Annotated in this window: 24 protein-coding genes and 1 pseudogene; 13 read left to right on the forward strand and 12 right to left on the reverse strand. The window is 64.7% G+C overall.

Features of this window, described 5'->3' with window-relative positions; translation table 11 throughout:
* Positions 1 to 157: 157 nt before the first annotated feature.
* The gene (locus F7P65_RS22190; protein WP_205452045.1) at positions 158 to 967 is read left to right on the forward strand and encodes a PEP-CTERM sorting domain-containing protein; all 810 of its coding nucleotides are present in this window, start codon (positions 158 to 160) and stop codon (positions 965 to 967) included.
* Positions 968 to 1,018: 51 nt separating this feature from the next.
* Here the strand turns inward: F7P65_RS22190 and F7P65_RS11440 are convergent.
* Positions 1,019 to 1,459 (reverse strand): annotated as a pseudogene (locus tag F7P65_RS11440) (host attachment family protein).
* Between the two features lie 91 nt (positions 1,460 to 1,550).
* Here F7P65_RS11440 and serS point away from each other — a divergent pair.
* The 4 genes from serS (at position 1,551) to rimO (ending at position 6,241) form a co-directional block, all read left to right on the forward strand.
* Complete coding sequence (gene serS, locus F7P65_RS11445; protein WP_150291872.1) at positions 1,551 to 2,825, forward strand: serine--tRNA ligase; 1,275 nt, start codon at positions 1,551 to 1,553, stop codon at positions 2,823 to 2,825.
* Positions 2,826 to 2,848: 23 nt separating this feature from the next.
* A complete protein-coding gene (surE, locus tag F7P65_RS11450; protein ID WP_150291873.1) occupies positions 2,849 to 3,613 on the forward strand; it encodes a 5'/3'-nucleotidase SurE in 765 nt (254 codons plus the stop codon).
* A 137-nt stretch (positions 3,614 to 3,750) separates the two neighbouring features.
* On the forward strand, positions 3,751 to 4,809 hold the full coding sequence (locus F7P65_RS11455) for a potassium channel family protein (RefSeq protein ID WP_150291874.1): 1,059 nt from the start codon (positions 3,751 to 3,753) through the stop codon (positions 4,807 to 4,809).
* Between the two features lie 49 nt (positions 4,810 to 4,858).
* Complete coding sequence (gene rimO / locus F7P65_RS11460) at positions 4,859 to 6,241, forward strand: 30S ribosomal protein S12 methylthiotransferase RimO (protein WP_205452046.1); 1,383 nt, start codon at positions 4,859 to 4,861, stop codon at positions 6,239 to 6,241.
* A 21-nt stretch (positions 6,242 to 6,262) separates the two neighbouring features.
* Here rimO and F7P65_RS11465 read toward each other — a convergent pair whose 3' ends face one another.
* Positions 6,263 to 7,108, reverse strand: a complete 846-nt coding sequence (locus tag F7P65_RS11465) for a DUF4163 domain-containing protein (protein ID WP_150291876.1) — start codon at positions 7,106 to 7,108, stop codon at positions 6,263 to 6,265.
* Positions 7,108 to 7,311: a hypothetical protein gene (locus F7P65_RS11470; RefSeq protein ID WP_150291877.1), complete on the reverse strand. Its 204-nt coding sequence runs from the start codon at positions 7,309 to 7,311 to the stop codon at positions 7,108 to 7,110. Before F7P65_RS11470 ends, F7P65_RS11465 begins: the two co-directional genes overlap by 1 nt.
* Positions 7,312 to 7,453: 142 nt before the next feature.
* On the opposite strand from F7P65_RS11470, the gene F7P65_RS11475 reads away from it, so the two are divergent.
* The 4 genes from F7P65_RS11475 to argC all read left to right on the forward strand — a co-directional run bounded on the left by F7P65_RS11475 (position 7,454) and on the right by argC (position 11,144).
* On the forward strand, positions 7,454 to 8,866 hold the full coding sequence (locus tag F7P65_RS11475; RefSeq protein WP_150291878.1) for a leucyl aminopeptidase family protein: 1,413 nt from the start codon (positions 7,454 to 7,456) through the stop codon (positions 8,864 to 8,866).
* Between the two features lie 61 nt (positions 8,867 to 8,927).
* The gene (locus F7P65_RS11480; RefSeq protein WP_150291879.1) at positions 8,928 to 9,335 is read left to right on the forward strand and encodes a MarR family winged helix-turn-helix transcriptional regulator; all 408 of its coding nucleotides are present in this window, start codon (positions 8,928 to 8,930) and stop codon (positions 9,333 to 9,335) included.
* Complete coding sequence (locus F7P65_RS11485; RefSeq protein ID WP_150291880.1) at positions 9,295 to 10,203, forward strand: C40 family peptidase; 909 nt, start codon at positions 9,295 to 9,297, stop codon at positions 10,201 to 10,203. The genes F7P65_RS11480 and F7P65_RS11485 overlap by 41 nt, the downstream gene beginning before the upstream one ends.
* The gene (gene argC / locus F7P65_RS11490; RefSeq protein WP_150291881.1) at positions 10,200 to 11,144 is read left to right on the forward strand and encodes an N-acetyl-gamma-glutamyl-phosphate reductase; all 945 of its coding nucleotides are present in this window, start codon (positions 10,200 to 10,202) and stop codon (positions 11,142 to 11,144) included. The genes F7P65_RS11485 and argC overlap by 4 nt, the downstream gene beginning before the upstream one ends.
* Before the next feature lie 33 nt (positions 11,145 to 11,177).
* On the opposite strand, the gene F7P65_RS11495 is transcribed toward argC, so the two are convergent.
* A complete protein-coding gene (locus F7P65_RS11495; protein WP_205452047.1) occupies positions 11,178 to 11,387 on the reverse strand; it encodes a hypothetical protein in 210 nt (69 codons plus the stop codon).
* A 209-nt stretch (positions 11,388 to 11,596) separates the two neighbouring features.
* On the opposite strand from F7P65_RS11495, the gene F7P65_RS22025 reads away from it, so the two are divergent.
* Both F7P65_RS22025 and F7P65_RS11500 read left to right on the forward strand, forming a co-directional pair.
* A complete protein-coding gene (locus F7P65_RS22025; RefSeq protein WP_162854603.1) occupies positions 11,597 to 11,767 on the forward strand; it encodes a hypothetical protein in 171 nt (56 codons plus the stop codon).
* A 51-nt stretch (positions 11,768 to 11,818) separates the two neighbouring features.
* Positions 11,819 to 13,147 (forward strand): PQQ-dependent sugar dehydrogenase, encoded by a 1,329-nt coding sequence (locus F7P65_RS11500; protein WP_150291882.1) that lies wholly within the window; start codon positions 11,819 to 11,821, stop codon positions 13,145 to 13,147.
* A 15-nt stretch (positions 13,148 to 13,162) separates the two neighbouring features.
* Here F7P65_RS11500 and F7P65_RS11505 read toward each other — a convergent pair whose 3' ends face one another.
* Positions 13,163 to 13,981 carry an ATP-binding protein gene (locus F7P65_RS11505; protein WP_150291883.1) on the reverse strand — a complete coding sequence of 273 codons (819 nt, stop codon included), beginning with the start codon at positions 13,979 to 13,981 and terminating at the stop codon, positions 13,163 to 13,165.
* A 111-nt stretch (positions 13,982 to 14,092) separates the two neighbouring features.
* Here F7P65_RS11505 and F7P65_RS11510 point away from each other — a divergent pair, with 111 nt between their 5' ends.
* On the forward strand, positions 14,093 to 15,061 hold the full coding sequence (locus tag F7P65_RS11510) for an L-threonylcarbamoyladenylate synthase (protein ID WP_150291884.1): 969 nt from the start codon (positions 14,093 to 14,095) through the stop codon (positions 15,059 to 15,061).
* A gap of 13 nt (positions 15,062 to 15,074) precedes the next feature.
* Here the strand turns inward: F7P65_RS11510 and F7P65_RS11515 are convergent, their stop codons facing one another.
* The 7 genes from F7P65_RS11515 to F7P65_RS11545 form a co-directional block, all read right to left on the reverse strand.
* Positions 15,075 to 15,341: a hypothetical protein gene (locus F7P65_RS11515; protein WP_150291885.1), complete on the reverse strand. Its 267-nt coding sequence runs from the start codon at positions 15,339 to 15,341 to the stop codon at positions 15,075 to 15,077.
* Positions 15,342 to 15,519: 178 nt separating this feature from the next.
* On the reverse strand, positions 15,520 to 16,053 hold the full coding sequence (gene msrA, locus F7P65_RS11520; protein ID WP_150291886.1) for a peptide-methionine (S)-S-oxide reductase MsrA: 534 nt from the start codon (positions 16,051 to 16,053) through the stop codon (positions 15,520 to 15,522).
* A gap of 54 nt (positions 16,054 to 16,107) precedes the next feature.
* Entirely contained in the window at positions 16,108 to 17,814 is a 1,707-nt protein-coding gene (locus tag F7P65_RS11525; protein WP_150291887.1) for a long-chain-fatty-acid--CoA ligase, read from the reverse strand.
* Positions 17,815 to 17,952: 138 nt separating this feature from the next.
* Entirely contained in the window at positions 17,953 to 18,636 is a 684-nt protein-coding gene (locus F7P65_RS11530; protein ID WP_150291972.1) for a DUF1013 domain-containing protein, read from the reverse strand.
* A 114-nt stretch (positions 18,637 to 18,750) separates the two neighbouring features.
* Positions 18,751 to 19,779 (reverse strand): glycosyltransferase family 4 protein, encoded by a 1,029-nt coding sequence (locus tag F7P65_RS11535; RefSeq protein ID WP_150291973.1) that lies wholly within the window; start codon positions 19,777 to 19,779, stop codon positions 18,751 to 18,753.
* Between the two features lie 29 nt (positions 19,780 to 19,808).
* Positions 19,809 to 20,687, reverse strand: coding sequence for a UDP-2,3-diacylglucosamine diphosphatase (locus F7P65_RS11540; RefSeq protein ID WP_150291888.1), 879 nt, complete (start codon positions 20,685 to 20,687; stop codon positions 19,809 to 19,811).
* A 100-nt stretch (positions 20,688 to 20,787) separates the two neighbouring features.
* The gene (locus F7P65_RS11545) at positions 20,788 to 21,762 is read right to left on the reverse strand and encodes an NAD(P)H-quinone oxidoreductase (protein WP_150291974.1); all 975 of its coding nucleotides are present in this window, start codon (positions 21,760 to 21,762) and stop codon (positions 20,788 to 20,790) included.
* Between the two features lie 126 nt (positions 21,763 to 21,888).
* Between F7P65_RS11545 and F7P65_RS11550 the strand changes: the two genes are divergently transcribed.
* Positions 21,889 to 22,086 (forward strand): DUF1192 domain-containing protein, encoded by a 198-nt coding sequence (locus tag F7P65_RS11550; RefSeq protein ID WP_150291889.1) that lies wholly within the window; start codon positions 21,889 to 21,891, stop codon positions 22,084 to 22,086.
* The last annotated feature ends 49 nt before the right edge of the window (positions 22,087 to 22,135 follow it).

The raw sequence follows: 22,135 nt of genomic DNA on the forward strand, positions 1-22,135 counted from the left end.
GCGCGATATTCAGAGTTAACGCCATTGAAGTTAACGCTTTATTTTGCGTTTCTGAACATATGCAACGACCCGGCATCCGTTACTGTGGCGATTCAGTGACGTGCTGGCGAAACCGCAAGATAAACAAGAGTGAGATCTGATGTCGGTACGGATGGCGATGGCTAAATTATGCGCTTGCGCCGCCGGCGGGGCGATCGTCGGGGGTGGCGCCGTCCATGTGGCCGAAAGCGCGCGCCCGGCCGTGGTCCACAGCACCAAGAGCGTGAAGGCCGCGCCGCGCAAGCCGATGCCCCCGCTAAAGCGCCGGGTGGTCAGGACCGTCACCTCCTGCGCGCCGCAGACCGTCACCGTCACCACCCAGGCCGCGCCCATCCCCCTGCCGCCCGCGCTCCCCGCGGAAATGCCGGTCCTGTCCGGCGGCAGTGGCGGCGCGCCGGTGGTGCTGGCGGGCGGTCCGGGCTTTGGCGGCGGCGGTTTCTTCGGCGGATTCTTCGGCGGCAGCGGCGGGTCGAGTGGCGGCTCGGTCGTCATCTCCTCCACCAGCAGTTCCACCGGCGGCATCACCAGTTCGACCAGTTCCACCACCGGCGGCGTGTCGACATCGACCGGGGGCGTGTCGACCTCCACGGGCGGGGTTTCAACCTCCTCGGGCAATGTCTCCACTTCGTCGGGCAACGTGTCGACGTCATCGGGCAATGTCTCGACGTCCAGCGGCAATGTGAGCAGCAGCTCTTCCTCGTCCACTTCCAGTTCCAGCTCGTCCAGCTCCAGTTCGTCGAGCTCCTCCAGTTCCTCTTCTTCTTCATCCTCCTCATCCAGTTCGTCGGGCGGCGATCATCATCACCCGCCGCCGCCCACCGACGTGCCGGCGCCGCCGATGGTTCTTTTGTTCGGGGCCGGCGCGGCCGCGCTGCTGGCGCGCAAGCGATTCGCCCGCGCCAAAGCGGACGCGACGACAGAGGGTTAATCGCGGGGGCGATCCGGTCGATGCGGGGGAGCATCGGCCGGATTTCGCTTTTCAACTCGTGGCGATGATGCGCTCGATTTCCGGCACGGGGTGGTTCGACAGATCCTTGGCGATTTCGCCGACCAGCCGGTCCTGCACTTCCTTGTGATAATGTTTGCGCATCTCGCCCAGGGCAGCGGGCGGCGCGACGACGATCAGCTTTTCATAATCGTGCGCCAGCGCACGGCGCTTGAGCAGATCGGCGGCTTCGGCGGCGAAGCGCGCCTCCTCCAGCGCGTGAAAGTCGGTCTGCTCCATGGCGCTCTGATGGCTGCCCACCGAATTGGCGGCGCGGCCCGGCGCATCCGATCCCTACTCGCGGGCAGCCGGATTGTCCTGAACCCTGACCGTTTCCGCTTCCAGATTGGGGAACACATTGTCCCCGCGGTTGCGGAAGAACAGCATTTTCCGTCCGTCCGCCACCAGCACCATCGCGTCATGATCGATCCGCATCGTCCGGCTCCTTTCCTGATTGCTTTTACCACCAACCGATGAAGGTGCGCAGGGTTGCGCGGTTGGCCGCAGAACGGCATAGGGCTGGCCCATGCACGACATTCGTTTCCTTCGCGAAAATCCCGCCGCTTTCGACGCCGGGCTTGCCCGGCGCGGGCTTGAACCACTGAGCGCGGAGCTGCTGGCCCTCGATGAGCGAAACCGGGCGATCAAGACCGAATTGCAACAGGGTCAGGCCCGCCGTAACGAAGCGAGCAAGGCCATCGGCCAAGCCATGGCGCAGAAGGACGTGGACAAGGCCGAGGCGCTGAAGGCAGAAGTCGCCGCGCTCAAGGAGCGGATGCCCGCGCTGGAAGCCGAGGATCGCGAGGTTGGGGACGCGTTGAATGCCCGGCTGGCGGCGATTCCGAACCTGCCAGCGGACGACGTGCCACAGGGCGAGGATGAGGCGCAGAATGTCGAGGTGGCGCGCTGGGGCGAGCCGCGTCATTTTACGTTCACGCCGCAGGATCATGCCGATTTCGGCCCTGCTTTGGGCCTTGATTTCGAGGGCGGCGCGGCGCTCTCCGGCGCGCGCTTCACGGCGTTGCGCGGGCAGATGGCGCAGCTGCACCGGGCGCTGGCGCAATATATGCTGAACCGCCAGTCGGGCGAGAATGGCTATGAGGAGGTCAATCCGCCGCTGCTGGTGCGCGATGAGGCGCTGTTCGGCACGGGGCAATTGCCGAAATTCGCCGATGATCTGTTCAGGACCACCGATGGGCGCTGGCTGATCCCGACGGCGGAGGTGAGCCTCACCAATCTCGTGCGCGAGCAGATCGTGCCGGTGGAAAGCCTGCCGCTGCGGTTGACCGCCCTCACCCCCTGTTTCCGGTCGGAAGCAGGATCGGCGGGGCGCGACACGCGCGGCTTTATCCGCCAGCATCAGTTCGAAAAGGTCGAACTGGTCGCGATCTGCAAGCCGGAAGAGTCCGAGGCCGAACATGATCGCATGTGCGCGGCGGCCGAGGGTGTGTTGCAGGCGCTGGGCCTGCCCTATCGCAAAATGCTGCTCTGCACCGGCGACATGGGCTTTGGCGCGCGCAAGACCTGGGATCTGGAAGTCTGGCTGCCCAGCCAGCAGACCTATCGCGAGATCAGCTCCGTTTCCAATTGCGGGGACTTTCAGGCGCGGCGGATGAATGCGCGCTACAAGCCCGAAGGCGAGAAGAATACGCGCTTCCTGCACACGCTGAACGGGTCGGGGCTGGCCGTGGGGCGGACGCTGGTGGCGGTGCTGGAAAATTACCAGCAGGAGGATGGCAGCGTCATCGTGCCGGAGGTGCTGGCGCCCTATATGGGCGGCCTGACGCGGCTGCGCCCTTAAAGTAAGCGGAGGAAGATCGGGCCATGCGTATCCTGCTCACCAATGACGATGGGGTTCATGCTCCGGGCCTTGAGGTGCTGGAGGAAATTGCGCGGACGCTCTCCGACGACATCTGGATCGTGGCGCCCAGCGAGGAGCAATCCGGTGCGGGCCACAGCCTGACGCTGACCCGGCCGCTGCGCATCCGCCAGCATGGCGACAGGCACTACAGCGTCACCGGCACGCCGACCGATGCGGTGATGATGGCGGTTGGGCATCTGATGAAGGATGCCAGGCCCGATCTGATCCTGTCCGGCGTCAATCGCGGCGCCAATCTGGCGGAGGATGTGACCTATTCGGGCACGGTGTCCGCCGCGATGGAGGGCGCGATTTCGGGGATCAAATCGATTGCCCTGAGCCAGGTTTATGCACGCGAAGGCATGGGCGATGCCGTGCCCTTCGCGGCGGCGCGGGCCTGGGGCGAGAAGGTGCTGCGGCCGCTGATCGAAATGCCCGCCAGCCCCCGGCTGTTGTTCAACGTCAATTTCCCGGCGATCGATCCCGAGGCGGTGAAGGGCGTGCGCGTGGTGCGGCAGGGCTTTCATGACGTGGACCGCACGAAGATCATCAAGGGCACCGATCCGCGGGGCTATGACTATTATTGGTTCGGGCTGGGCAAGAGCGATGCCGTGCCCGAAGGCAGCGATCTGGCCGCGATTGCCGAAAACTATGTGACGGTGACGCCGCTGCATTACGATTTGACGCAGGATGGCGCGATGGCAGCGACGGCCCGGGCTTTCGGGCTTTAGGACATTCCCAGCGAACTCTGGCCCAGCGAACTCTGGCCCAGCGAACTCTGGCCACGTCCACAGGATGCAATTACAGATAGGGCGATGGCGCGCCTCTTCCTTATCCCGATCCCCGACCTCTTGCCTGTGACAGCGCCGTGAGGATTTTTCCCGCGCAGCCGCCGTCAAGCGCGGCGGGGTTCCTGAGGCGGCGGTCTTCGCTGCCGATCTGGGCCGATCTGGCCTGGCGGGTGGCTTTGGTTTTCGGGCTGATCGGACTGGTCCTGCTGATCCACTGGATCGGGCGGGACGGACTGAAGGACAATCTCGACAATAATATCAGCTTTGTCGACGTGCTGTACTTCACCACCGTCACCGTGACGACCGTGGGCTATGGCGACATCGTGCCGGTCAGCCCGGAGGCGCGGCTGTTCGAAGCGCTGCTGGTGACGCCGATCCGGCTGTTCGTCTGGCTGATCTTCCTCGGCACGGCCTATAATCTCTTTTTCCGCAACATCCTTTACAGGTGGCGCATGGCTCGCATTCAGGCCAATCTGCACAATCATATCGTCGTAACCGGCTTTGGCACGAGCGGGAGCGAGGCGGTGCGCGAACTGCTCGCGCGGGGCATCGATCCGCGCGAGATCGTGGTGGTCGATCCCATCGAGAAGGCGCTGGCGGAAGCGGAAGCGCTGGGCTGCAATGTGCTGGGCGGCGATTCGACGCGGGACAAAACGCTCAAGGATGTGGCGATCCATCGCGCGCGGACGCTGATCGTGTCGGCGGGGCGGGACGATACCTCCATCCTGATCACGCTGACGGCGCGGCATCTGGCCCCTCGCCTGCCGATCAGCATCGTCGTGCGCAACGAGGATAATGAACTGCCCGCGCGGCAGGCAGGCGCGACGACGGTGATCAATCCGGTGAGCTTTGCCGGTCTGCTGCTGGCGGGCAGCACCAGCGGCAAGCATATTGCCGATTATATGGCCGATCTGGCGGCGTCGGGCGGGCGCGTGAAGCTCAACGAACGCTTCGTGCTGCCGGAGGAGATCGGCAAACCCCTGTCCGCCATCGCCACCGGGCTGGGCGTGCGAATCTATCGCGAGGATCGGGCCATCGGTTTTTGGGAGGATGGCGCCGACAGGCTCCAGACCGGCGACCTCGTCATCGAGATCGTCCAGGGCGAACCCGCTGGAAAAGCGCGCGATCCCGCCTGATTTTCGGGGAGCTTTGCAGGCCCCCGTGACATTTGGCGCAAAAATCCCTATGTGCGCGCCGATCATGGCAACCAAAATTCCCGAAGCGCCGAAGGTCGGCATGGTGTCGCTGGGCTGTCCCAAGGCGCTGGTCGACAGCGAACGCATCCTGACCAAGCTGCGTTCCGACGGCTATCAGATGTCCGCCGACTATGCCGGCGCGGACGTCGTGCTGGTCAACACCTGCGGTTTTCTCGATTCGGCCAAGGAAGAGTCGCTCGAGGCCATTGGCGAGGCGATCGCCGAAAATGGCCGCGTCATCGTCACCGGCTGCATGGGCAATGAGGCGGAACTGATCCGCCAGAAATTCCCGCAGGTTCTGGCCGTCACCGGCGCCCATCAATATGAGGCCGTGGTGAACGCGGTGCATGAGGCGTCGCCGCCCGTGCCCAATGCGTTCGTCGATCTGGTGCCGGAAGGCGGCCTGAAGCTGACCCCGCGCCACTACAGCTATTTGAAGATTTCCGAAGGCTGCAACCATCGCTGCTCCTTCTGCATCATCCCTTCGCTACGCGGCGATCTGGTTTCGCGGCGCGTCGACGCGGTGCTGCGCGAGGCGGAGAAGCTGGTGCATGCGGGGACGAAGGAGCTGCTGATCATCAGCCAGGACACTTCGGCTTATGGCGTCGATACCCGGCATGAGACGCGCCAGTGGAAGGGCCGCGACGTCCGCGCCCATATGACCGATCTGGCGCGGGAACTGGGACAGCTTCGCACCGCCGAGGGCGCGCCGCCTTGGGTACGGCTGCACTATGTCTATCCCTATCCGCATGTGGATCAGGTCATTCCCCTGATGGCCGAAGGGCTGCTGACCCCCTATCTCGACATTCCGTTTCAGCATGCCGCACCGAGCGTGCTCAAGGCGATGAAGCGCCCCGCCAATGAAGCCAAGGTGCTGGACCGCATCCGCAAATGGCGGGACATCTGCCCGGATATCGCGATTCGGTCCTCCTTCGTCGTGGGTTTCCCCGGTGAGACGGAGGCGGATTTCCAATATCTGCTGGAGTGGCTGGACGAAGCGCAACTCGACCGCGTCGGCGCCTTCCGCTTCGAACCGGTCGAGGGTGCGAGCGCCAACGACCTGCCGGACGCCGTGCCCGAAGAGATCAAGGAAGAGCGCTACCAGCGGATCATGGAAAAGACCGCCGCGATCAGCGCCGCCAAGCTCGCGGCCAAGGTCGGGCGCGTGCTGCCGGTCATCATCGACGAGGTGGGCGAACCGGACGAGGACGGTTCCATCGGCGCCACGGCACGGTCACAGGCTGACGCGCCGGAAATCGACGGCAATGTCTTCCTGCGCGATGTCAGCGACGGGGTGAATACAGGCGATGTCCTGACCGTGCTGATCGAGGACGCCGACGACCATGACCTTTATGGCGTGCCGCAGGGCTGATCTGCCGGCTACATCGCGGCGTCATGGCGCCGCGATGAAGCCATCCTGATATTCGGTCTTGATCGTCTTGCGCATGGCGGCGTCGACGGGCAGCGCGACATCATAGCTGCCCTCCGCATAAGGACCGGCGCTGTACGGACCGATGACGAAAGTGACGCTGTCGATCAGCTTGCCGTCCTTTGACGTGGGCACCAGCACCTGCTGCATCGGATCGATGCATTTGGTGAAGTCGTCGTCATTGCTGCGCCTGACCGGTTCGCCGCGCTTATCCATCCGGGCCTTGTCCAGCGCGTCGCAAAAGCGGTCCCGGATGGCCGCCGCGAAGGCGGCGGGCGTCGTCATCAACGCGGAAAAGGCGGTTTCGCGCTTGCGACCCTTGTCCCAAAGCAGCGCATCATAGCCCGTCATGCCATGCGCACCGCCTGTATAGGCATAGCTTTCCGATTCCAGCGCCAGGAAGCGCGGCGTATCCGCCTTCACCGTCCAATGCGTTTCCAGGCTGTGGGCATGAAAGGGAAAACCGGCCGCTTTGGCGGCCTTTTGGTCCTCCCGCGCCATTTTAAGCGCATCGTCCTTGCTGGCGGTCAATTGCTTACCGAATTTCTCTACCAGCGCGGGGACCTGCGCCGCCTGGGCAGGATAGCTGTAGGCGAATTCCAGAAGGTCGGTCTTTTCCTTCTGCGCGAACGCTTTGGCAGGAGGAGGCGGTGTCGGTTGGCCGCTCATGCGATTGGCGAACCGGGTGGCCGCCGCATCGTTACCCACATCATTGGCCAGCGGCGCAGCCTTGTCGGAACCCGAGCAGCCGCCAAGCAGCAGCACCGCCATCGCCAGCGGCCCCATGCTCCTCCCCTGGATGTACCGCATCAATGCGCCTTATGAGCCGCCATGCAGCGCTCGCTGATCGCCTTGCGCGTGTAACTGCTCTGGAGCGCGGCGCCAGCATTGGGCCAGCCTTCCGCGATCAGCGCCTGTTCCACGGCATGGGCACCATCGAACCGCCCGCTTTCCGCCAGCGTATAGGCACGGGCGCGCAGGGCCTGGAGGCGGCCGTCATCGCTATGCATCATGATCGTCTCTCCTTCTTTTCAGCAGCCTGTAGTCTAGGCTGGCAGGCCGGGGGAAGCAAATCGTCCAGAGGCTGACCGAGGCGAAGGGGCGACGAAAAATGCCCTTTCCATCGCCGCCGCCTTTGTCCACAACATCACGATCATGACTGCTTTTTCCGACCTGCTCAAAGCCGATAACCACCAACCCGCCCATTCGATCCAGATCGTGGATGCGAAGAATCTGGACGAGTGGCTGGGGAGCCAGCCGGAGCGGGTACGGACGCTGATCGCGGCGCAGAAATTCAAGGGCAAGGCGCATGAACATGTACTGCTGCCCGGTGACGGCCCGTCCGACTGGTTTATCGTCGCGGGCGTCGCCGCGCGCGAGAAGCTGGGGCCGTGGTGCCTCGCCCGGCTGGCCGAGACGCTGCCGGAAGGGCTTTACCGGCTGGCCGAGGGCGCGCCCGGCGCGGCGATGCTGGGCTGGCTGACCGGGCAATATCGCTTCGACCGCTACCGCAAGGATGAAGCCGCCACCGGAGCGCGGGTGCTGCTCACCGGCGAAGTGGCGCAGATCGAGCCTGCGGTCCGGTTGGCCGAGGCGGTGGCGCTGGTTCGCGATCTGGTCAATACGCCCGCCGCCGACATGGGGCCGGCCGATCTGGAGGCGGCGGCGAAAAAGCTGGCCGAGCGGTTCGACGCCGAATGCAAGGTGACGAAGGGCGATTCGCTGGAACAGGGTTTCCCGATGATCCATGCCGTGGGCAAGGCAGCGGACAAGAGCTTCGCGCCGCGTCTGATCGAATTGCGCTGGGGCGATCCCAAACATCCGAAAGTCGCCATCGTCGGCAAGGGCATCTGCTTCGACAGCGGCGGCCTCGACATCAAGCCGTCCGCCGCGATGCGGCTGATGAAGAAGGATATGGGCGGCGCGGCCCATGCGCTGGCGCTGGCGCAGCTCATCATGGGCGCGCGGCTGCCCGTGCGGCTGCATCTGCTGATCCCCGCGGCGGAAAATGCGGTTTCGGGCAATGCCTTCCGGCCCGGCGACATATTGCGCACGCGCCAGGGGCTGACGGTCGAGATCGGCAATACCGACGCCGAAGGACGGCTGGTGCTGGGCGACGCGCTGACGCTGGCGGCGGAAGAAGCGGCTGGCGAGCGCCGGCCCGAACTCATCATCGACTATGCGACGCTGACCGGTGCGGCGCGGGTGGCGTTGGGGCCGGACCTGCCTGCCCTCTTCACCAATGACGACGCGCTCGCCGGGGAGATGGACGCGGCGGGAAGCGCGGTGGACGACCCAAGCTGGCGCCTGCCGCTGTGGGATGGCTATGCCGACATGCTGAAGTCCGACATTGCCGATATCAACAATGCGGGCGAAGGCGGCTTCGCCGGCGCGGTCACGGCGGCTTTGTTCCTGAAGCGCTTCGTGCCGGACAATGTGCAATGGATGCACCTTGACACTTTCGCCTGGCGACCTTCGCCCAAGCCGGGGCGGCCCAAGGGCGGCGAGGCGTTGGGGTTGCGCGCCGCATTCCATCTTCTTGCGGAACGCTACGGCCATAAAAAGTAAAAAGAAAGCGCTTTGGCCAAGCCGTTACGCAACCGGATTGGCCATCGTGCGTTAGGGGGTCATGGATGCCCATTCTGCCCAGGATAATGCCGCGGCACTGACCCGGCCCGGCCTGAAACCGCTCAGCCAGTGGATGCGCACGCTGGTCGATTATGTGCGGTCCGGCAAGCCCGACCTCACCAATCGGCAAATGGCCCTGATGCTGACCGTCTATATCGGTGCCGGGCCCCATACGGTGCGGGGACTCGCGGAGGCGCTGAATGTCTCCAAGCCGGTCATTACGCGGGCGCTGAACAAATTATCGGCCCTGGGTTACCTGCGGCGGGAGCGTGACTCCGCCGATCGGCGCAATATTTTTATCACTCGCACCCCAAAAGGGGCGGAATTTCTTGACGCCTTTCACCATTTCATCGCAGGAACCGGCCGCGATGAACGCCACAACTTCTCCTCCGCGGGCCACTCCGCCTGAACGTATCCGATTCAAGCTGGATGGCCGATCGGTAAAGCTCGATACGCGCATCCATGCGGCGCGCGGCGACTTGGCCGATCTGGCGCTCGCCGGGGTGCTGTTTTCCGCCCACTATGCCCGTGCGGTCGAACTGACCTGCGTGGCGGCCGGCGCGCCGGTGCTGGCGTCGGACACGCCCAAGGCGCAGGCGGTTAGCGAATTGCTGCGCGGCGAGAGCTTCCACGCGCTGGACGTCACTGCCGACTGGGCGTGGGGTTTTTGCGGGCATGACGGCTATGTCGGCTATGTCCGGCGGGATGCGCTGGATTCGCGCGAGGCCATCAACAGCCGAATCGTTACCGGGACGGCGCCGCTGTTCAGTGCGCCCGACATCAAATCGCCCATCGCCGATTACTGGCCGCGCGGCGCCCGGTTCGCCGGGGAAGCCGAGGGCGATTTCTTCGCCTGTGCGGATGGCTATGTCCATCAGCGCCATGCCGCGCCGCTGGACGATCTGGCAAGCGATTGGGTCGCCGTGGCGCAAGCCTATCTGGGCCAGCCCTATGTATGGGGCGGGCGCGGCCATCGCGGCATCGACTGTTCGGGGCTGGTGCAGGTCGCGCTCGGCCAATGCGGCATCAAGGTACCGCGCGATACCGATTTGCAACGCGAGGGGGTCGGCTCTCCGATCGCGCCGGATGCAGCGCTCCGACGCGGGGACTTCGTCTTCTTTCCGGGCCATGTCGGCATCATGACCGACGGCGAACATATATTGCATGCCAATGCCCATTGGATGAGCGTGGTGATCGAACCGCTGGCCGACCTGCTCGGCCGGTTGGCAGCAGACCATGCGGACCCCATATTGGCGCGGCGGAGAATCGGCGCATGACAACCCGGATTTTCATCGATGGCGGCGTCGGAACCACCGGCCTCGAAATCAACGAGCGGCTGGCTGGCCGCCCGGAACTGTCGGTCATCACTTTGGATGCGGACAGGCGCAAGGATGCGGCGGCGCGCAAGGATGCGCTGAATGCTGCGGATATCGTCATCCTCTGCCTGCCCGACGATGCCGCACGGGAAGCGGTGGCGCTGATCGACAATGACCGCACCCGGGTGATCGACGCATCGACCGCGCACCGCGTCGCGGACGGCTGGACCTATGGTTTTGCCGAGCTGGAGCCGGGGCATCGGGAAAAGCTCGCCGCCTCGCGCTTCGTTGCCAATCCGGGTTGCTGGCCCACCGGCTTTCTGGCGCTGGTGCGACCGCTGGTGCTGGCCGGGCTGCTGCCCGCCGACTGGCCGGTGACGGTGTCGGGTGCTTCGGGCTATTCGGGCGGCGGCAAGTCGATGATCGCGGAATATGAAGGCGCAGACGGCGCGCCGAGCGCGTTCCGGCCCTATGGGCTGGGGCTGGCGCACAAGCATGGCCCGGAAATGCTGCGCTATTCAGGATTGCGTCATCCGCCGCTGTTCGCGCCCGCCGTGGCCAATGCCTATCGCGGCATGATCGTCGAGGTGCCGTTGCAGTTGCGCGCCATGCCGGGCGCGCCCTCGGTGGCCGATGTGCATGGGGCACTGGCGGCGGCCTATGAAGGATCGCCCATCGTCAGCGTGGAAGCGCTGGAGGATAGCGCGGCCAGGACTCAGGTTCCCCTGGAGCATGTCGGCGCGACCGACCGGCTGGCACTGTTCGTCTTCGGCAATGAAGCGACGGGTCAGGCGCGGCTGGTCGCGGCGCTCGACAATCTGGGCAAGGGCGCGGCAGGCGCGGCGGTGCAGAATCTCAATATTCTGGCTGGGCTGCCCGAAACCGCGGGCCTGCGGCTTTAAAAGCGGGCGCCAGATCCGGCGCCCCGTCTTCGATCAATGAATGGTGCCGAGCGGCGCATCATGCGTGAGCAGCACGATCAGCCGCTCAATCTGCCGCCAGTGGCAGAAGCGGATATAATTTCCCCGGTCGCGGCTCTGGTCCGCCCGCGCGGCAGCCTCATAGCCCGCATTGTCGCCAAAGAGCGCGATCAACTCCGCCGCATCGTCATAGCTTTTGCGGCTGCACAAATATGGTATGTTCATCGCCACCCCCGAAAGTCCCCGAATATCCTCTTCAATGGCCGTGCCAGTTTCGCCCTTTGACGGCGCGCCGCCGGGTAGAAGAGTGAACGACGGGTTAGCCAAGTCCCATGACGGGACAGCCATCCCATGATGGGACGGCCTCTGTCCCGAAACGGCGCAGACGGGAAAGCGGCTGGTCTTGTCGCCCGGTGCGTGGCAAGGGGTGGCCGATGACGACGAACAAAAATCCGACCGGCGCGGGGGCGATCATCGCGCTGATGATCCTGGGCGGCACCATAGTGGGCGGGCTGTTGGGCCAGCCGAGCCTCGGCCTGCTGGCGGGCACGGCGCTGGGCTTTGTCATCGCCCTGCTGCTGTGGCTGCGTGAACGCGGGAAATAGCGTCATTTCCAGCCCTTGCCGGGCGAACCATCGAAGCATAAACGGGGGGCCATGAAGAAGCATCTGATCGCGCTCACCCTGATCGTGCTGGTCCTGCTGGGCGGCGCCTTTCTCTATTTTTCGCGCGGCGATACGGCGCAGTTGCCGGACGGCGCCGATGTGGGGAAAGAGCCGGTCTTCACCAGTCCGCGCAGCGAGATGATCCCGACGATGAACGTCGCGGACGCGATGCCGTGGAAGGCGGGGGAAAAACCCGTTCCGGCCAAGGGGCTGAAGGTCGATCGCTTTGCCGATGGACTGGACCATCCCCGCTCGCTGCTGCGCCTGCCCAATGGCGACGTGCTGGTGGCGGAAACCAACAGCCCGACCCGACCGACGACAGGCATCGTCAACCGGGTGATGAACTATCTGATGAACAAGGCGGGCGCGGGTGGTCCTTCGGCCAACCGCATCACCCTGCTGCGCGACGCCGACGGCGACGGCAAGGCCGAGACCAAGACCGCTTTCCTGACCGGCCTCAACTCGCCCTATGGCATGGCGCTGGTCGGGGACATGCTGTACGTCGCCAATACCGATGCGCTGATGGCCTTCCCCTATAAGGAGGGCGAGGTGAAGATCAGCGACAAGGGCCGCAAGATCCTGAACCTGCCGGCGCAGGCGCCGAACATGCACTGGACCCGCAGCTTGGTGGCGAGCCCGCAGGGACTGCTCTATGTCGGCGTCGGAGCGAACAGCAATATCGGCGAGAATGACCTGGAGACGGAGGCCAATCGCGCCGCCGTGCTGGAGGTCAATCCCAGGACCGGCGACTATCGCATCTATGCTTCGGGGCTGCGCAATCCGGTGGGCCTTGCGTTCGAACCGAAAAGCGGCGCGCTGTGGGGCGTGGTCAATGAGCGCGACATGCTGGGCAGCGATCTGGTGCCCGATTATCTGACGCGGGTGGAATTTGGCGGCTTCTATGGCTGGCCCTGGAATTATTGGGGCGGTTATGAGGACCGCCGCGTCCAGCCGCAGCGGCCGGAAGTCCGCGAATATACCAAGCGACCCGATTATGCGCTGGGCAATCATGTGGCGCCGCTCGGCCTTGCCTTTGCCGACAAGGTGACGCTGGGCGCGCCCTATGCCAACGGCGCTTTCGTGGGGCTGCACGGCAGTTGGAACCGCAAGCCGATGGCGGGCTACAAGCTGGTGTTCATACCCTTTGCCGACAATGGCGAAGTGGGCAAGGCCAAGCCGGTCGACGTGCTGACGGGCTTCCTCGACGCCAAGAATGAGGCGCGCGGACGACCGGTGGATGTCACCGCCGATGCCAAGGGCGCGTTGCTGGTCAGCGACGACGTGGGCGGGGTCGTGTGGCGGGTGACGCCGGCGAAATAAGGTTCGGCGCCGACCTCAGACGGTCAAGCCATTCCGCCCTGCCAGTTCGACCACATATTGCCAGGCCACGCGACCCGAGCGGCTGCCGCGCTGGGTCGCCCACTGGATCGCGTCGAGCGGTTCGAAACCGAGGCCGAGTTTTGCCGCATAGCCGCTGACGATCGCGACATAAGCGTCCTGATCGATGGCGTGAAAACCCAGGCTCAGGCCGAAGCGATCCGACAGCGCCATCTTGTCGTCGATAACGTCGCGCGGATTGACGGGATCGTCCTGCTCCGACAGGTGGCGCGGCACGATATGGCGGCGATTGGAGGTGACATAGAGCCGCACATTGGCCGGGCGCGCCGTCGTGCCGCCCTGAAGCAGCGACCGCAGCGACCGCGCGTCACCCACGCCATGTTCATCGAAGCCCAGATCGTCGAGGAACAGGATGAAGGGCCGCTGCGAGTCGCGCAGGATCGCGAAAAGCTGCGGCAGGCTGGCCAGTTCATCGATCGCGCATTGCAGCAGGGCGATGTCCTGCCCTTCGGCTTGCAGCTTGCCGACGACCGAGGCAACCACCGCGGACTTGCCGGTGCCGCGCGCGCCCCAGAGCAGCACGTCATGCGCGGCATGGCCGGCGGCATGGCGCTGGCTGTTTTCGAGCAGCGCGCTCTTCTGAGCATCGATGCCGGTCAGCAGATCGTAATCCACCGGCGCGAAAGCCTCCACCGGGCGGATGGTGGCGCCGTTCCAGACATAGCTGGGCGCGGCGGCCAGATCGGCAGAGGAAGCAGGCGGCGGCGCGATCCGTTCCAGCGCTTCGGCGATGCGGGTGAGAAGAGCGTCGTTCATGGGTCCAGCGCTTAACCCCCCGCTGCTTCATCGGCAAGCAGGGCCGCCATGTCATTCTTCTGTAGCAATGGCCTTTTACTTGACGGCCAGCGAGGTTTATATCGCGGGGCCGTGACCATCCCAAATCCAGTCTTTTCCACCCGAATAAGCCGCTATGGCAGCGAAGCGCTGCGCGAGGCGGCATTGCTGATCCGTGCGGGCGAACCCGTCGCCGTGCCGACCGAGACGGTCTATGGCCTGGCCGCCGATGCCACCGATTCCCATGCGGTGGCGGCGATCTACAGCGCCAAGGGGCGTCCCAGCTTCAATCCGCTGATCGTGCATGTCGCGGACAAGGACATGGCGGAGCGGCTCGCGGAATTTTCCCCCGTGGCCGATAAACTGGCGGCACGCTTCTGGCCCGGCGCGCTGACGCTGGTGCTGCCGGTCCGGGCCGACAGCGGCCTGTCGCCGCTGGTGACGGCGGGGTTGCCCACCGTGGCGTTGCGCCTGCCCGCCCATCCGGCGATGCGAGCGCTGATCCGGGAGAGCGGGCGGCCGCTCGCCGCGCCCTCGGCCAATCGCAGCGGGTCGATCAGCCCGACACGGGCGGAGCATGTGCTCGCCAGCCTCAACGGCAAGATCCGCATGATCCTCGACGAAGGCCCGACCAGCGAGGGCGTGGAATCCACCATCGCCGCGCCGGAGGAGAAGCGCATCCGCTTGCTGCGGCCCGGTCCGATAACCGCGGAGATGCTTCAGCAGGCCACGCGCCTGCCGGTCGTAACGGGCGCGGACATGGGGACGGATAAGGCGAAGATCGAGGCGCCGGGCCAGCTCGAAAGCCATTATGCGCCGTCCAAGCCAGTGCGGCTGAACGCGCTGAAGGCGGAGAAGGACGAATATCTGATCGGCTTCGGGCTGATGCCCTGTCACATGAACCTCAGCCCCGATGCCGATGTGCGGGAGGCTGCGGCCAATCTATTCGCAGCGCTGCACATTGCGGACGCCAGCGCGGCCGAACGGATCGCGGTGGCGCCGATTCCGAATGAGGGGATCGGGGTGGCGATCAACGACAGGCTGAAGCGGGCGGCGGCTTAGGACCGATTCCTCCTTACCCGCAATTGTCATAGCCGGCACGACGGCATTCACGGCGGCGCTGCTCTTCCTCTTTCTTGCGTTCGTGAGCATCACGCGCTTCCTGTTTGCGCATCTTGCGGCCGTAATTGCGGTCGGCCTCTTCCTGGCTGGTCGTGCTCCAGTCGACCACCTGCCCGCCGGCGCGCACCGGCAGGGTGACCACATTCGCCGCCGTCCGGGCGATACAGCCGGGCAGGATCAGCAACAGCGCCGGCGTCGTGAGCAACATTATCCGTTTCATTCGCCTTCCCCGGCTTGCCTCTGGATCGCAACCTAAAGACGTAAACGGCAAGGGCAAGCCGTTGGCGACGAACGGTATACCAAAGCTCGATGAGCTTGACTCATCGGGCTTTGGGTAAGCCCGTGCGGCGCTTGAGCATGTCCAAGGCGTGATGCGTCAGCATCTCAGCGCCTTGCTATTAACCGTCGATACGCTCGGCAAAGCCCTTGCGGAGCTTGGCGAGTTTGGGCGGGATCACGGCCATGCAATAGGGATTGCGGTCCCCTGCCCGTTCCCAATATTTCTGGTGATAATCCTCGGCCGGATACCAGGGAGCGTCCGGCTCTATGGCGGTGACGATGGGGTTCGCCTGATCGACCTGCGCGCGCTCGATGCCCGCCTTTGCCTCCGCCGCCTGTTCAGGCGAATGGGGAAAGATTGCGGAGCGATATTGGGTGCCGATGTCATTGCCCTGACGGTTCAGCGTCGTCGGGTCATGGGTGGCGAAGAAAATGTCCAGCAGATCGCCATAGCTGATAACCGCAGGGTCATAGCGGACGCGGATCGCCTCGGCATGGCCGGTCGCGCCGGAGCACACCTGCTCATAGGTCGGATCGGGCAGCATGCCGCCGATATAACCGCTTTCGACAGCCTTCACGCCCTTGAGGTTCTGGTACACCGCCTCGGTGCACCAGAAACAACCGCCGGCCAGGGTTGCGATCTCTTCCGCCATTTGTCCGTCCTTATCCTGCCCTGCTCATAGCATGGCCCGCACAGATAGGGACTGTCAGGCCGCCGTTCCAGTCTGCGCCTTCGCGCTTTCCGCCTTGGCCCGCTCCTCCGCCACCAGTTCCTTGCGGGACAGCTTGCCGACCAGCGTCTTGGGAAGGTTCAGGCGCACTTCGACCTCGCTCACCCGCTCATGCTTGCCGAGTTGGGGATTGAGCCACTCCTTGAGCGCCCCGCCGTCAATCTCCGCGCCCTCCTGAAGCGTTACGAAAGCCTTGGGACACTCGCCGCGATAGGGGTCGGGGATGCCGATCACCAGCGCTTCCTTGACCGCCGGATGATGGTAGAGGACCGCCTCGACCTGGCTGGGGAAGACCTTGAAGCCGCCGACCGCGATCATGTCCTTCAGCCGGTCGACGATCTTCACATAGCCGTCCTCGTCGATCAGTCCGACGTCGCCCGTGCGCAGCCAGCCGTCGACGAACACTTCCGCATCGGCATCCGGTCGCTGCCAATAGCCCTTCATGATCTGCGGCCCGGCAAAGACCAGTTCGCCCGGTTCGCCGTCAGGTGGCGGGCGGGTCGGGTCCTCCCGGTCGACCAGCTTGACGCGGGTGCCGGGGACCGGCTGCCCCACGGTGCCGGCCTTGTTCAGCCCCTCATAGGGATTGGAGCAGACGACCGGACTGCTTTCGGTCAGGCCATAGCCTTCGACCAGTTTCGAGCCGGTCAGCGCCTCGAACCGCTGCTTGACCTCCAGCGGCAGCGGCGCTCCGCCGGAAATGCAGAGGCGCAGCGAGGAGAAGTCGATATTGGGCGTCGCCGGATGATCGAGCAGCGCCTGATACATGGTCGGCACGCCGGGCAGCGAGGTCGCCTTGGTCCGCTGAAGCGCGGCCAGAACCTGCGTCCCATCGAAGCGGGGCAGCATCACCATCTCCCCGCCATTCAGCACCGTGCGGTTCAGGACGCAGGTGTTGGCGAAGACATGGAAGAAGGGCAGCACCGCCAATATGCGGTCAGGCGCTTCGGGATGCGGATCGATCAGGCGGACCTGCCGGGCATTGGCGGTCAGATTCTGATGGGTGAGCATCGCGCCCTTGGGCCGGCCCGTGGTGCCGCCGGTATATTGCAGCAGGGCAACGTCATTTTCCGGGTCGATGGCAACCGGCGCGGCGTCTTCGCCATGGCGCAGCAGCTGGGCATAATGGGTGATGCGCGGATCGTGCGGGACATGGGCGGTCTCGGCGCGCTTGAAGAGGCGGAAGAGGACCGACTTGGCCGGGGGCAGAACCTCCGCCACGCAGCCGACGACAAGCCGCTCCAGGCTGCTGTTGTCCAGCACCTCCAGCGCGGTCGGCAACAACGCCTTCGCCGACAGGGTGAAGAGGATCTTCGTGCCGCTGTCCTCGACCTGATGTTCCAGTTCGGCAGCGGTGTAGAGGGGCGAGAAGTTGACGACCGTGGCTCCGGCCATCATCGCGCCATAATAGGCCGCGACATAATGCGGCACGTTGGGGAGGTAGAGGCCCACCCGATCGCCCTGCCGAATGCCCAGATCCTGCAAGCCCCTGGCGACGCGCCGGATGATGCGGAGCATGTCGCCATAGGTCGTCTTGCGCCCCATGAAGTCGATCATCGCCGCATCGGGGTTGGCCGTCGCACTGCCCACCACCATGTCGACCATGGACAGAGGGGGGAATGCCTGCTCCCAGGCTGAGGGGTGATTGTAACGGGTTTTCCAGATATTTTCGCTGCTCTCCATGGCAACAGGTGTAAGTCACCCCTTCCCTTTACGCAAGCGTAAAGCCCGACGAAAAAGGCCGCGCCTCCTTGCCGAGGCGCGGCCTTTTCGGCGGATGTCCGGCCATCACTCCGTCAGCGACGGAATGACGTTACGGCATCAGACATGGCCCTTATTGTCGCTGAACGGATCGAGGATTTTGGCAACGCCCGAAATGAGGTCGGATTCAGCCTTCAGCGCCTCTTCCGCGCGGCGGGACGCGTCCTCACGCTCGCGGCGCAGTTCGTTGATCAGCGCCTCGCGGTCGCCATCCAGACGCGAATCGGTCGGCGTTTCGATGCCCGCCTTCTTCGCGGCCTTGGCGACCAGCGCATCCAGTTCCCGCTGCGAGCAGAGGCCCAGCGTCACCGGGTCCTTGGGCACGATGTTGGAGATGTTCCAGTGGGTGCGGTCGCGGATCGCGGCGATGGTGGTGCGGGTGGTGCCGATCAGCTTGCCGATGGCGCCGTCCGAAATTTCCGGATGGTTGCGCAGGATCCAGGCGATGCCATCGGGCTTGTCCTGACGCTTGGACACCGGCGTGTAGCGCGGCCCCTTGGTCCGGCGGACCGGCTCGGGGCCTTTCAGCATCTTCAGGCGGTAATCGGGGTTCGCCTCGCCCTTGTGAATCTCTTCCATGGTGATTTCATGGGCGCGGACCGGGTCACGGCCGGTATATTTGGTGCCGGCGGTATCGTCGGCGATCGCCTGCACTTCCAGAATGTGCAGCCCGCAAAATTCCGCGATCTGATCGAAGCTCAGGGCGCTGTTGTCGACCAGCCAGCTGGCGGTCGCATGGGGCATGAGAGGCTGGGACACGGGAATTCTCCGGCACTAAAAACGATAAGGGCCGCCCAAGCAGGGCGGCCACGCCCGACCTGAGATAGTGCATCCCGCCGCGCCGGGCAAGGAAAAGCGTCAGGCGGCGCTGTCCAGCACGTCCGGGTCGATATTGTGCAGGCCGTTGAGAAATTCCTGCGCGCTGCGTTCCCAGCTGAAACCTTGCCCATAAGCGGCGCAGGCATGCCGGTCGCGGGTCAGGGCGGCGGCGATGGCATCCTCCAGCCGGTCGGACAGCGCGCCGGTCTCCGGCGTGACGATATCGATGGGACCCGTGACGGGATAGGCGGCGACGGGCGTGCCGCAGGCCAGCGCCTCGATCATGACCAGCCCGAATGTGTCCGTGCGGCTGGGGAAGACGAAGACATCGGCGCCCGCATAGGCGCCCGCCAGGTCCGCGCCGAACATCGGCCCCAGGAAACGGGCCTGAGGATATGCCTTTTCCAGCATCGCTCGGGCTGGACCGTCGCCCACGACGACCTTGGTGCCGGGATGGTCGCTGGCGAGAAAGGCTTCCAGATTCTTCTCCACGGCGACGCGCCCGACATAGAGCTGGATCGGACGCGGCAGGCTCCCAAAGGCGGCGGGCGGCATCGCAGCAGGCGTGAAGGCGGAAAGGTCCACGCCCCTGCCCCAGGGCCGCACCTGCGCCAGTCCATGGGCGCGCAATTGCTGCCTGACCGATCCGGTCGATACCAGGACGGCTTCGGCCGGGCCGTGGAACCAGCGGATATAGCGCCAGAACCAGGACGCGGGCAGGCCGGTGCGCTGCGCCACATAATCGGGGAAATGGGTGTGATAGGCCGTGGTGAAGCGGATGCCGCTGCGCAGGCACCAGCGCCGGGCAGCGAGGCAAAGCGGCCCTTCGGTGGCGAGATGCACCGCGTCAGGCCGAAACGCAGCGATCATCCGCCCCATCACCGTCGAACGGGCGAAGGCCAGCCGGATTTCGGGATAGGTCGGACAGGGGATCGAGCCGAAAAGATCGGGCGAGATCACCTTCACTTCATGCCCCATCCGCTCCAGTTCCGCCTGGATGGTCTGGAGCGTGCGGACGACGCCGTTGACCTGCGGGTTCCAAGCGTCGGTGACGATGACGATCCGCATGGGGGATGGGCGCATCCGCTCCACGCCTGTCAGGCCGCGATCCGCGCGGGTTCGCCGGCAGTCCGCTTGGCGATCTCTTCGACCCAGTGCAACACTTCCATCCGGCCGTCAAAATGTTCGACCAGCGCGGTGCAGCCTTCGACCCAGTCGCCGTCATTATAATATTGGACACCCGCGATCTCGCGGATTTCGGCATTGTGGATGTGACCGCAGACCACGCCGTCGACGCCGCGCGATCCAGCTTCATGCGCCACCACTTCCTCGAAGCGGGAGATGAACTCGACCGCGTTCTTGACCTTGTGCTTGGCCATTTTGCTGAGCGACCAATAGGGCAGTCCCATGCGCTGGCGCACCGCGTTCACGACAACATTGACGCGCATCAGCATGGTGTAGGCCGCGTCACCCACAAAGGCGAGCCAGCGATGCGCGAGCATGATCGTGTCGAACTCATCGCCATGCAGCACCAGCAGCTTGCGGCCATCGGCGGTTTCATGGATCGCCTTGCGCCGGATTTCCACGCCGCCGAAACTGAGACCGGTGAACTGGCGGAACATCTCGTCATGATTGCCGGGGATATAGACGACGCGGGTGCCGCGCTTGGCCCGCTTCATCACGCGCCACACCACATCATTATGCGCCGCAGGCCAATAGAAGCGCCTCTTCAGTTTCCAGCCGTCGATGATGTCGCCGACCAGATACATGGTGTCACTGTCCACGCTGTCGAGGAAGTCGATCAGCATCTTCGCGTTGCAGCCGCGCGTGCCGAGGTGGATGTCCGAAATCCAGATGGTGCGATAACGGCGACGCTGCCCCTCCCGTTCGGGAATGGTGAACTTGTCGTCGGCGGCGTCATCCCCCTCCGACAAGCCAAAGTCCGCCAGAAAAGGCAGGCGCGTGATGGCGTTCATGATGCGGCCCCTGAGCTGTTTCCCTCAGGAGCGAATCCATAGCGCCGCTATGTTACAATTCCGCACCAAATATGACGGAAATGCTACGCTTTGCGGGGTGTCAGAGGGTCAGCACGATCTTCCCGAAATGGTCGCCCGCATCCATGCGCGCATGGGCCCTGGCTGCATCGGCCAGCGGAAAACGGCTGTCCATGGCTGGCCGCAACCTGCCCTGCTCGACGAAGGTCCAGACCACCCGCATCAGTTCATCGGCCACCAGGCTCTTGAACGCGACCGAGCGCGGCCGCAGCGTCGACCCGGTCAGCGTCAACCGCTTGCTCATGATCGTCGGCAGAAAAACGCTGGCCTTCGGCCCGCTCATCACGGCGATGGACACATGGCGCCCGTCTTCGGCCATGCATTGGATGTTGCGCGGAACATAATCGCCGCCGACCATGTCCAGAACCCCCTGCACGCCCTGTCCGCCGGTGATGCGCTTCACCTCCTCGACGAAATCCTGGCTGCGGTAATTGATCGCATGGTCCGCGCCCCAGGCCCTGGCCCGTTCGCATTTTTCGTCACTGCCGCAGGTGACGATGGTGGTGATGTCGAACAGCTTGCAGAGCGAAATCGCCATGGTGCCGATGCCGCTGGTGCCGCCATGGACCAGTACCGTATCGCCCTCCACCACATAGGCGCGCTCGAACAGGTTGCTCCATACGGTGAACAGCGTCTCGGGCAGCGCCGCCGCCTCGACCAGATCATAGCCGTCGGGCACGGGCAGGCACTGGCCCGCAGGCGCCACCGCATATTCGGCATAGCCGCCGCCGGGCAGCAGCGCGCACACCCGCTGCCCGATCAGCAATTCGGCACTCCCGCCGGCGGCGACGATGGTGCCGGAAACCTCCAGCCCCGGAATGTCGGACGCCCCCGGCGGCGGCGGATATTTACCCTGCCGCTGCATCGCATCCGGCCGATTCACCCCCGCGGCCGCCACCTTGATCAGCACTTCGTCGGGCCCGGGCACCGGAACCGGCCGCCGTTCCGGCACCAGCGCCTCCGGCCCGCCCGGAGCAGCTATGCCGATGGCCATCATGTCGCCCGGAATTGCGTTCTCAACCGTCACTGGCGCCCCCGCCGTCAAAGTTGCACCGCGCCTCAATCGACGGGCGGAATGAAGGCCTTATTGACAGACTGATCCGCAGGGTCAACATTGCAAGACATGGACATGGATGACGATCTGCCCAGAAAGGCTGATGATCCGCTGACCCTGCTGCTTCGACAGAATCTGGGTCCGCTTTCCGTGGCTGATCTTGAAGCGCGCATTCGCGCGCTGGAGGGTGAAATCGCCCGAACCCGATCGAAGATTGAAAGCGCCGTTAACCACAAAGCAAGTGCCGAGGCGTTATTCAAGCGATGAACCCGCGCCCCGCCCCCTGCGGCCTTGCCGAAGGCTTCACCGGGTATGG

Source organism: Sphingobium estronivorans (assembly GCF_008692605.1).
GTDB classification, from domain to species: Bacteria; Pseudomonadota; Alphaproteobacteria; order Sphingomonadales; family Sphingomonadaceae; genus Sphingobium; species Sphingobium estronivorans.

Excerpts from the sequence above, each read along its gene's own strand:
- F7P65_RS22190 (WP_205452045.1), top strand. The coding sequence starts at position 158 with ATGGCTAAATTATGCGCTTGCGCCGCCGGCGGGGCGATCGTCGGGGGT.
- serS (WP_150291872.1), top strand. The coding sequence starts at position 1,551 with ATGCACGACATTCGTTTCCTTCGCGAAAATCCCGCCGCTTTCGACGCC.
- surE (WP_150291873.1), top strand. The coding sequence starts at position 2,849 with ATGCGTATCCTGCTCACCAATGACGATGGGGTTCATGCTCCGGGCCTT.
- rimO (WP_205452046.1), top strand. The coding sequence starts at position 4,859 with ATGTGCGCGCCGATCATGGCAACCAAAATTCCCGAAGCGCCGAAGGTC.
- F7P65_RS11465 (WP_150291876.1), bottom strand. The coding sequence starts at position 7,108 with ATGCGGTACATCCAGGGGAGGAGCATGGGGCCGCTGGCGATGGCGGTG.
- F7P65_RS11470 (WP_150291877.1), bottom strand. The coding sequence starts at position 7,311 with ATGATGCATAGCGATGACGGCCGCCTCCAGGCCCTGCGCGCCCGTGCC.
- F7P65_RS11475 (WP_150291878.1), top strand. The coding sequence starts at position 7,454 with ATGACTGCTTTTTCCGACCTGCTCAAAGCCGATAACCACCAACCCGCC.
- F7P65_RS11480 (WP_150291879.1), top strand. The coding sequence starts at position 8,928 with ATGGATGCCCATTCTGCCCAGGATAATGCCGCGGCACTGACCCGGCCC.
- F7P65_RS11485 (WP_150291880.1), top strand. The coding sequence starts at position 9,295 with ATGAACGCCACAACTTCTCCTCCGCGGGCCACTCCGCCTGAACGTATC.
- argC (WP_150291881.1), top strand. The coding sequence starts at position 10,200 with ATGACAACCCGGATTTTCATCGATGGCGGCGTCGGAACCACCGGCCTC.
- F7P65_RS11495 (WP_205452047.1), bottom strand. The coding sequence starts at position 11,387 with ATGAACATACCATATTTGTGCAGCCGCAAAAGCTATGACGATGCGGCG.
- F7P65_RS22025 (WP_162854603.1), top strand. The coding sequence starts at position 11,597 with ATGACGACGAACAAAAATCCGACCGGCGCGGGGGCGATCATCGCGCTG.
- F7P65_RS11500 (WP_150291882.1), top strand. The coding sequence starts at position 11,819 with ATGAAGAAGCATCTGATCGCGCTCACCCTGATCGTGCTGGTCCTGCTG.
- F7P65_RS11505 (WP_150291883.1), bottom strand. The coding sequence starts at position 13,981 with ATGAACGACGCTCTTCTCACCCGCATCGCCGAAGCGCTGGAACGGATC.
- F7P65_RS11515 (WP_150291885.1), bottom strand. The coding sequence starts at position 15,341 with ATGAAACGGATAATGTTGCTCACGACGCCGGCGCTGTTGCTGATCCTG.
- msrA (WP_150291886.1), bottom strand. The coding sequence starts at position 16,053 with ATGGCGGAAGAGATCGCAACCCTGGCCGGCGGTTGTTTCTGGTGCACC.
- F7P65_RS11525 (WP_150291887.1), bottom strand. The coding sequence starts at position 17,814 with ATGGAGAGCAGCGAAAATATCTGGAAAACCCGTTACAATCACCCCTCA.
- F7P65_RS11530 (WP_150291972.1), bottom strand. The coding sequence starts at position 18,636 with ATGCCCCATGCGACCGCCAGCTGGCTGGTCGACAACAGCGCCCTGAGC.
- F7P65_RS11535 (WP_150291973.1), bottom strand. The coding sequence starts at position 19,779 with ATGCGGATCGTCATCGTCACCGACGCTTGGAACCCGCAGGTCAACGGC.
- F7P65_RS11540 (WP_150291888.1), bottom strand. The coding sequence starts at position 20,687 with ATGAACGCCATCACGCGCCTGCCTTTTCTGGCGGACTTTGGCTTGTCG.
- F7P65_RS11545 (WP_150291974.1), bottom strand. The coding sequence starts at position 21,762 with ATGATGGCCATCGGCATAGCTGCTCCGGGCGGGCCGGAGGCGCTGGTG.
- F7P65_RS11550 (WP_150291889.1), top strand. The coding sequence starts at position 21,889 with ATGGACATGGATGACGATCTGCCCAGAAAGGCTGATGATCCGCTGACC.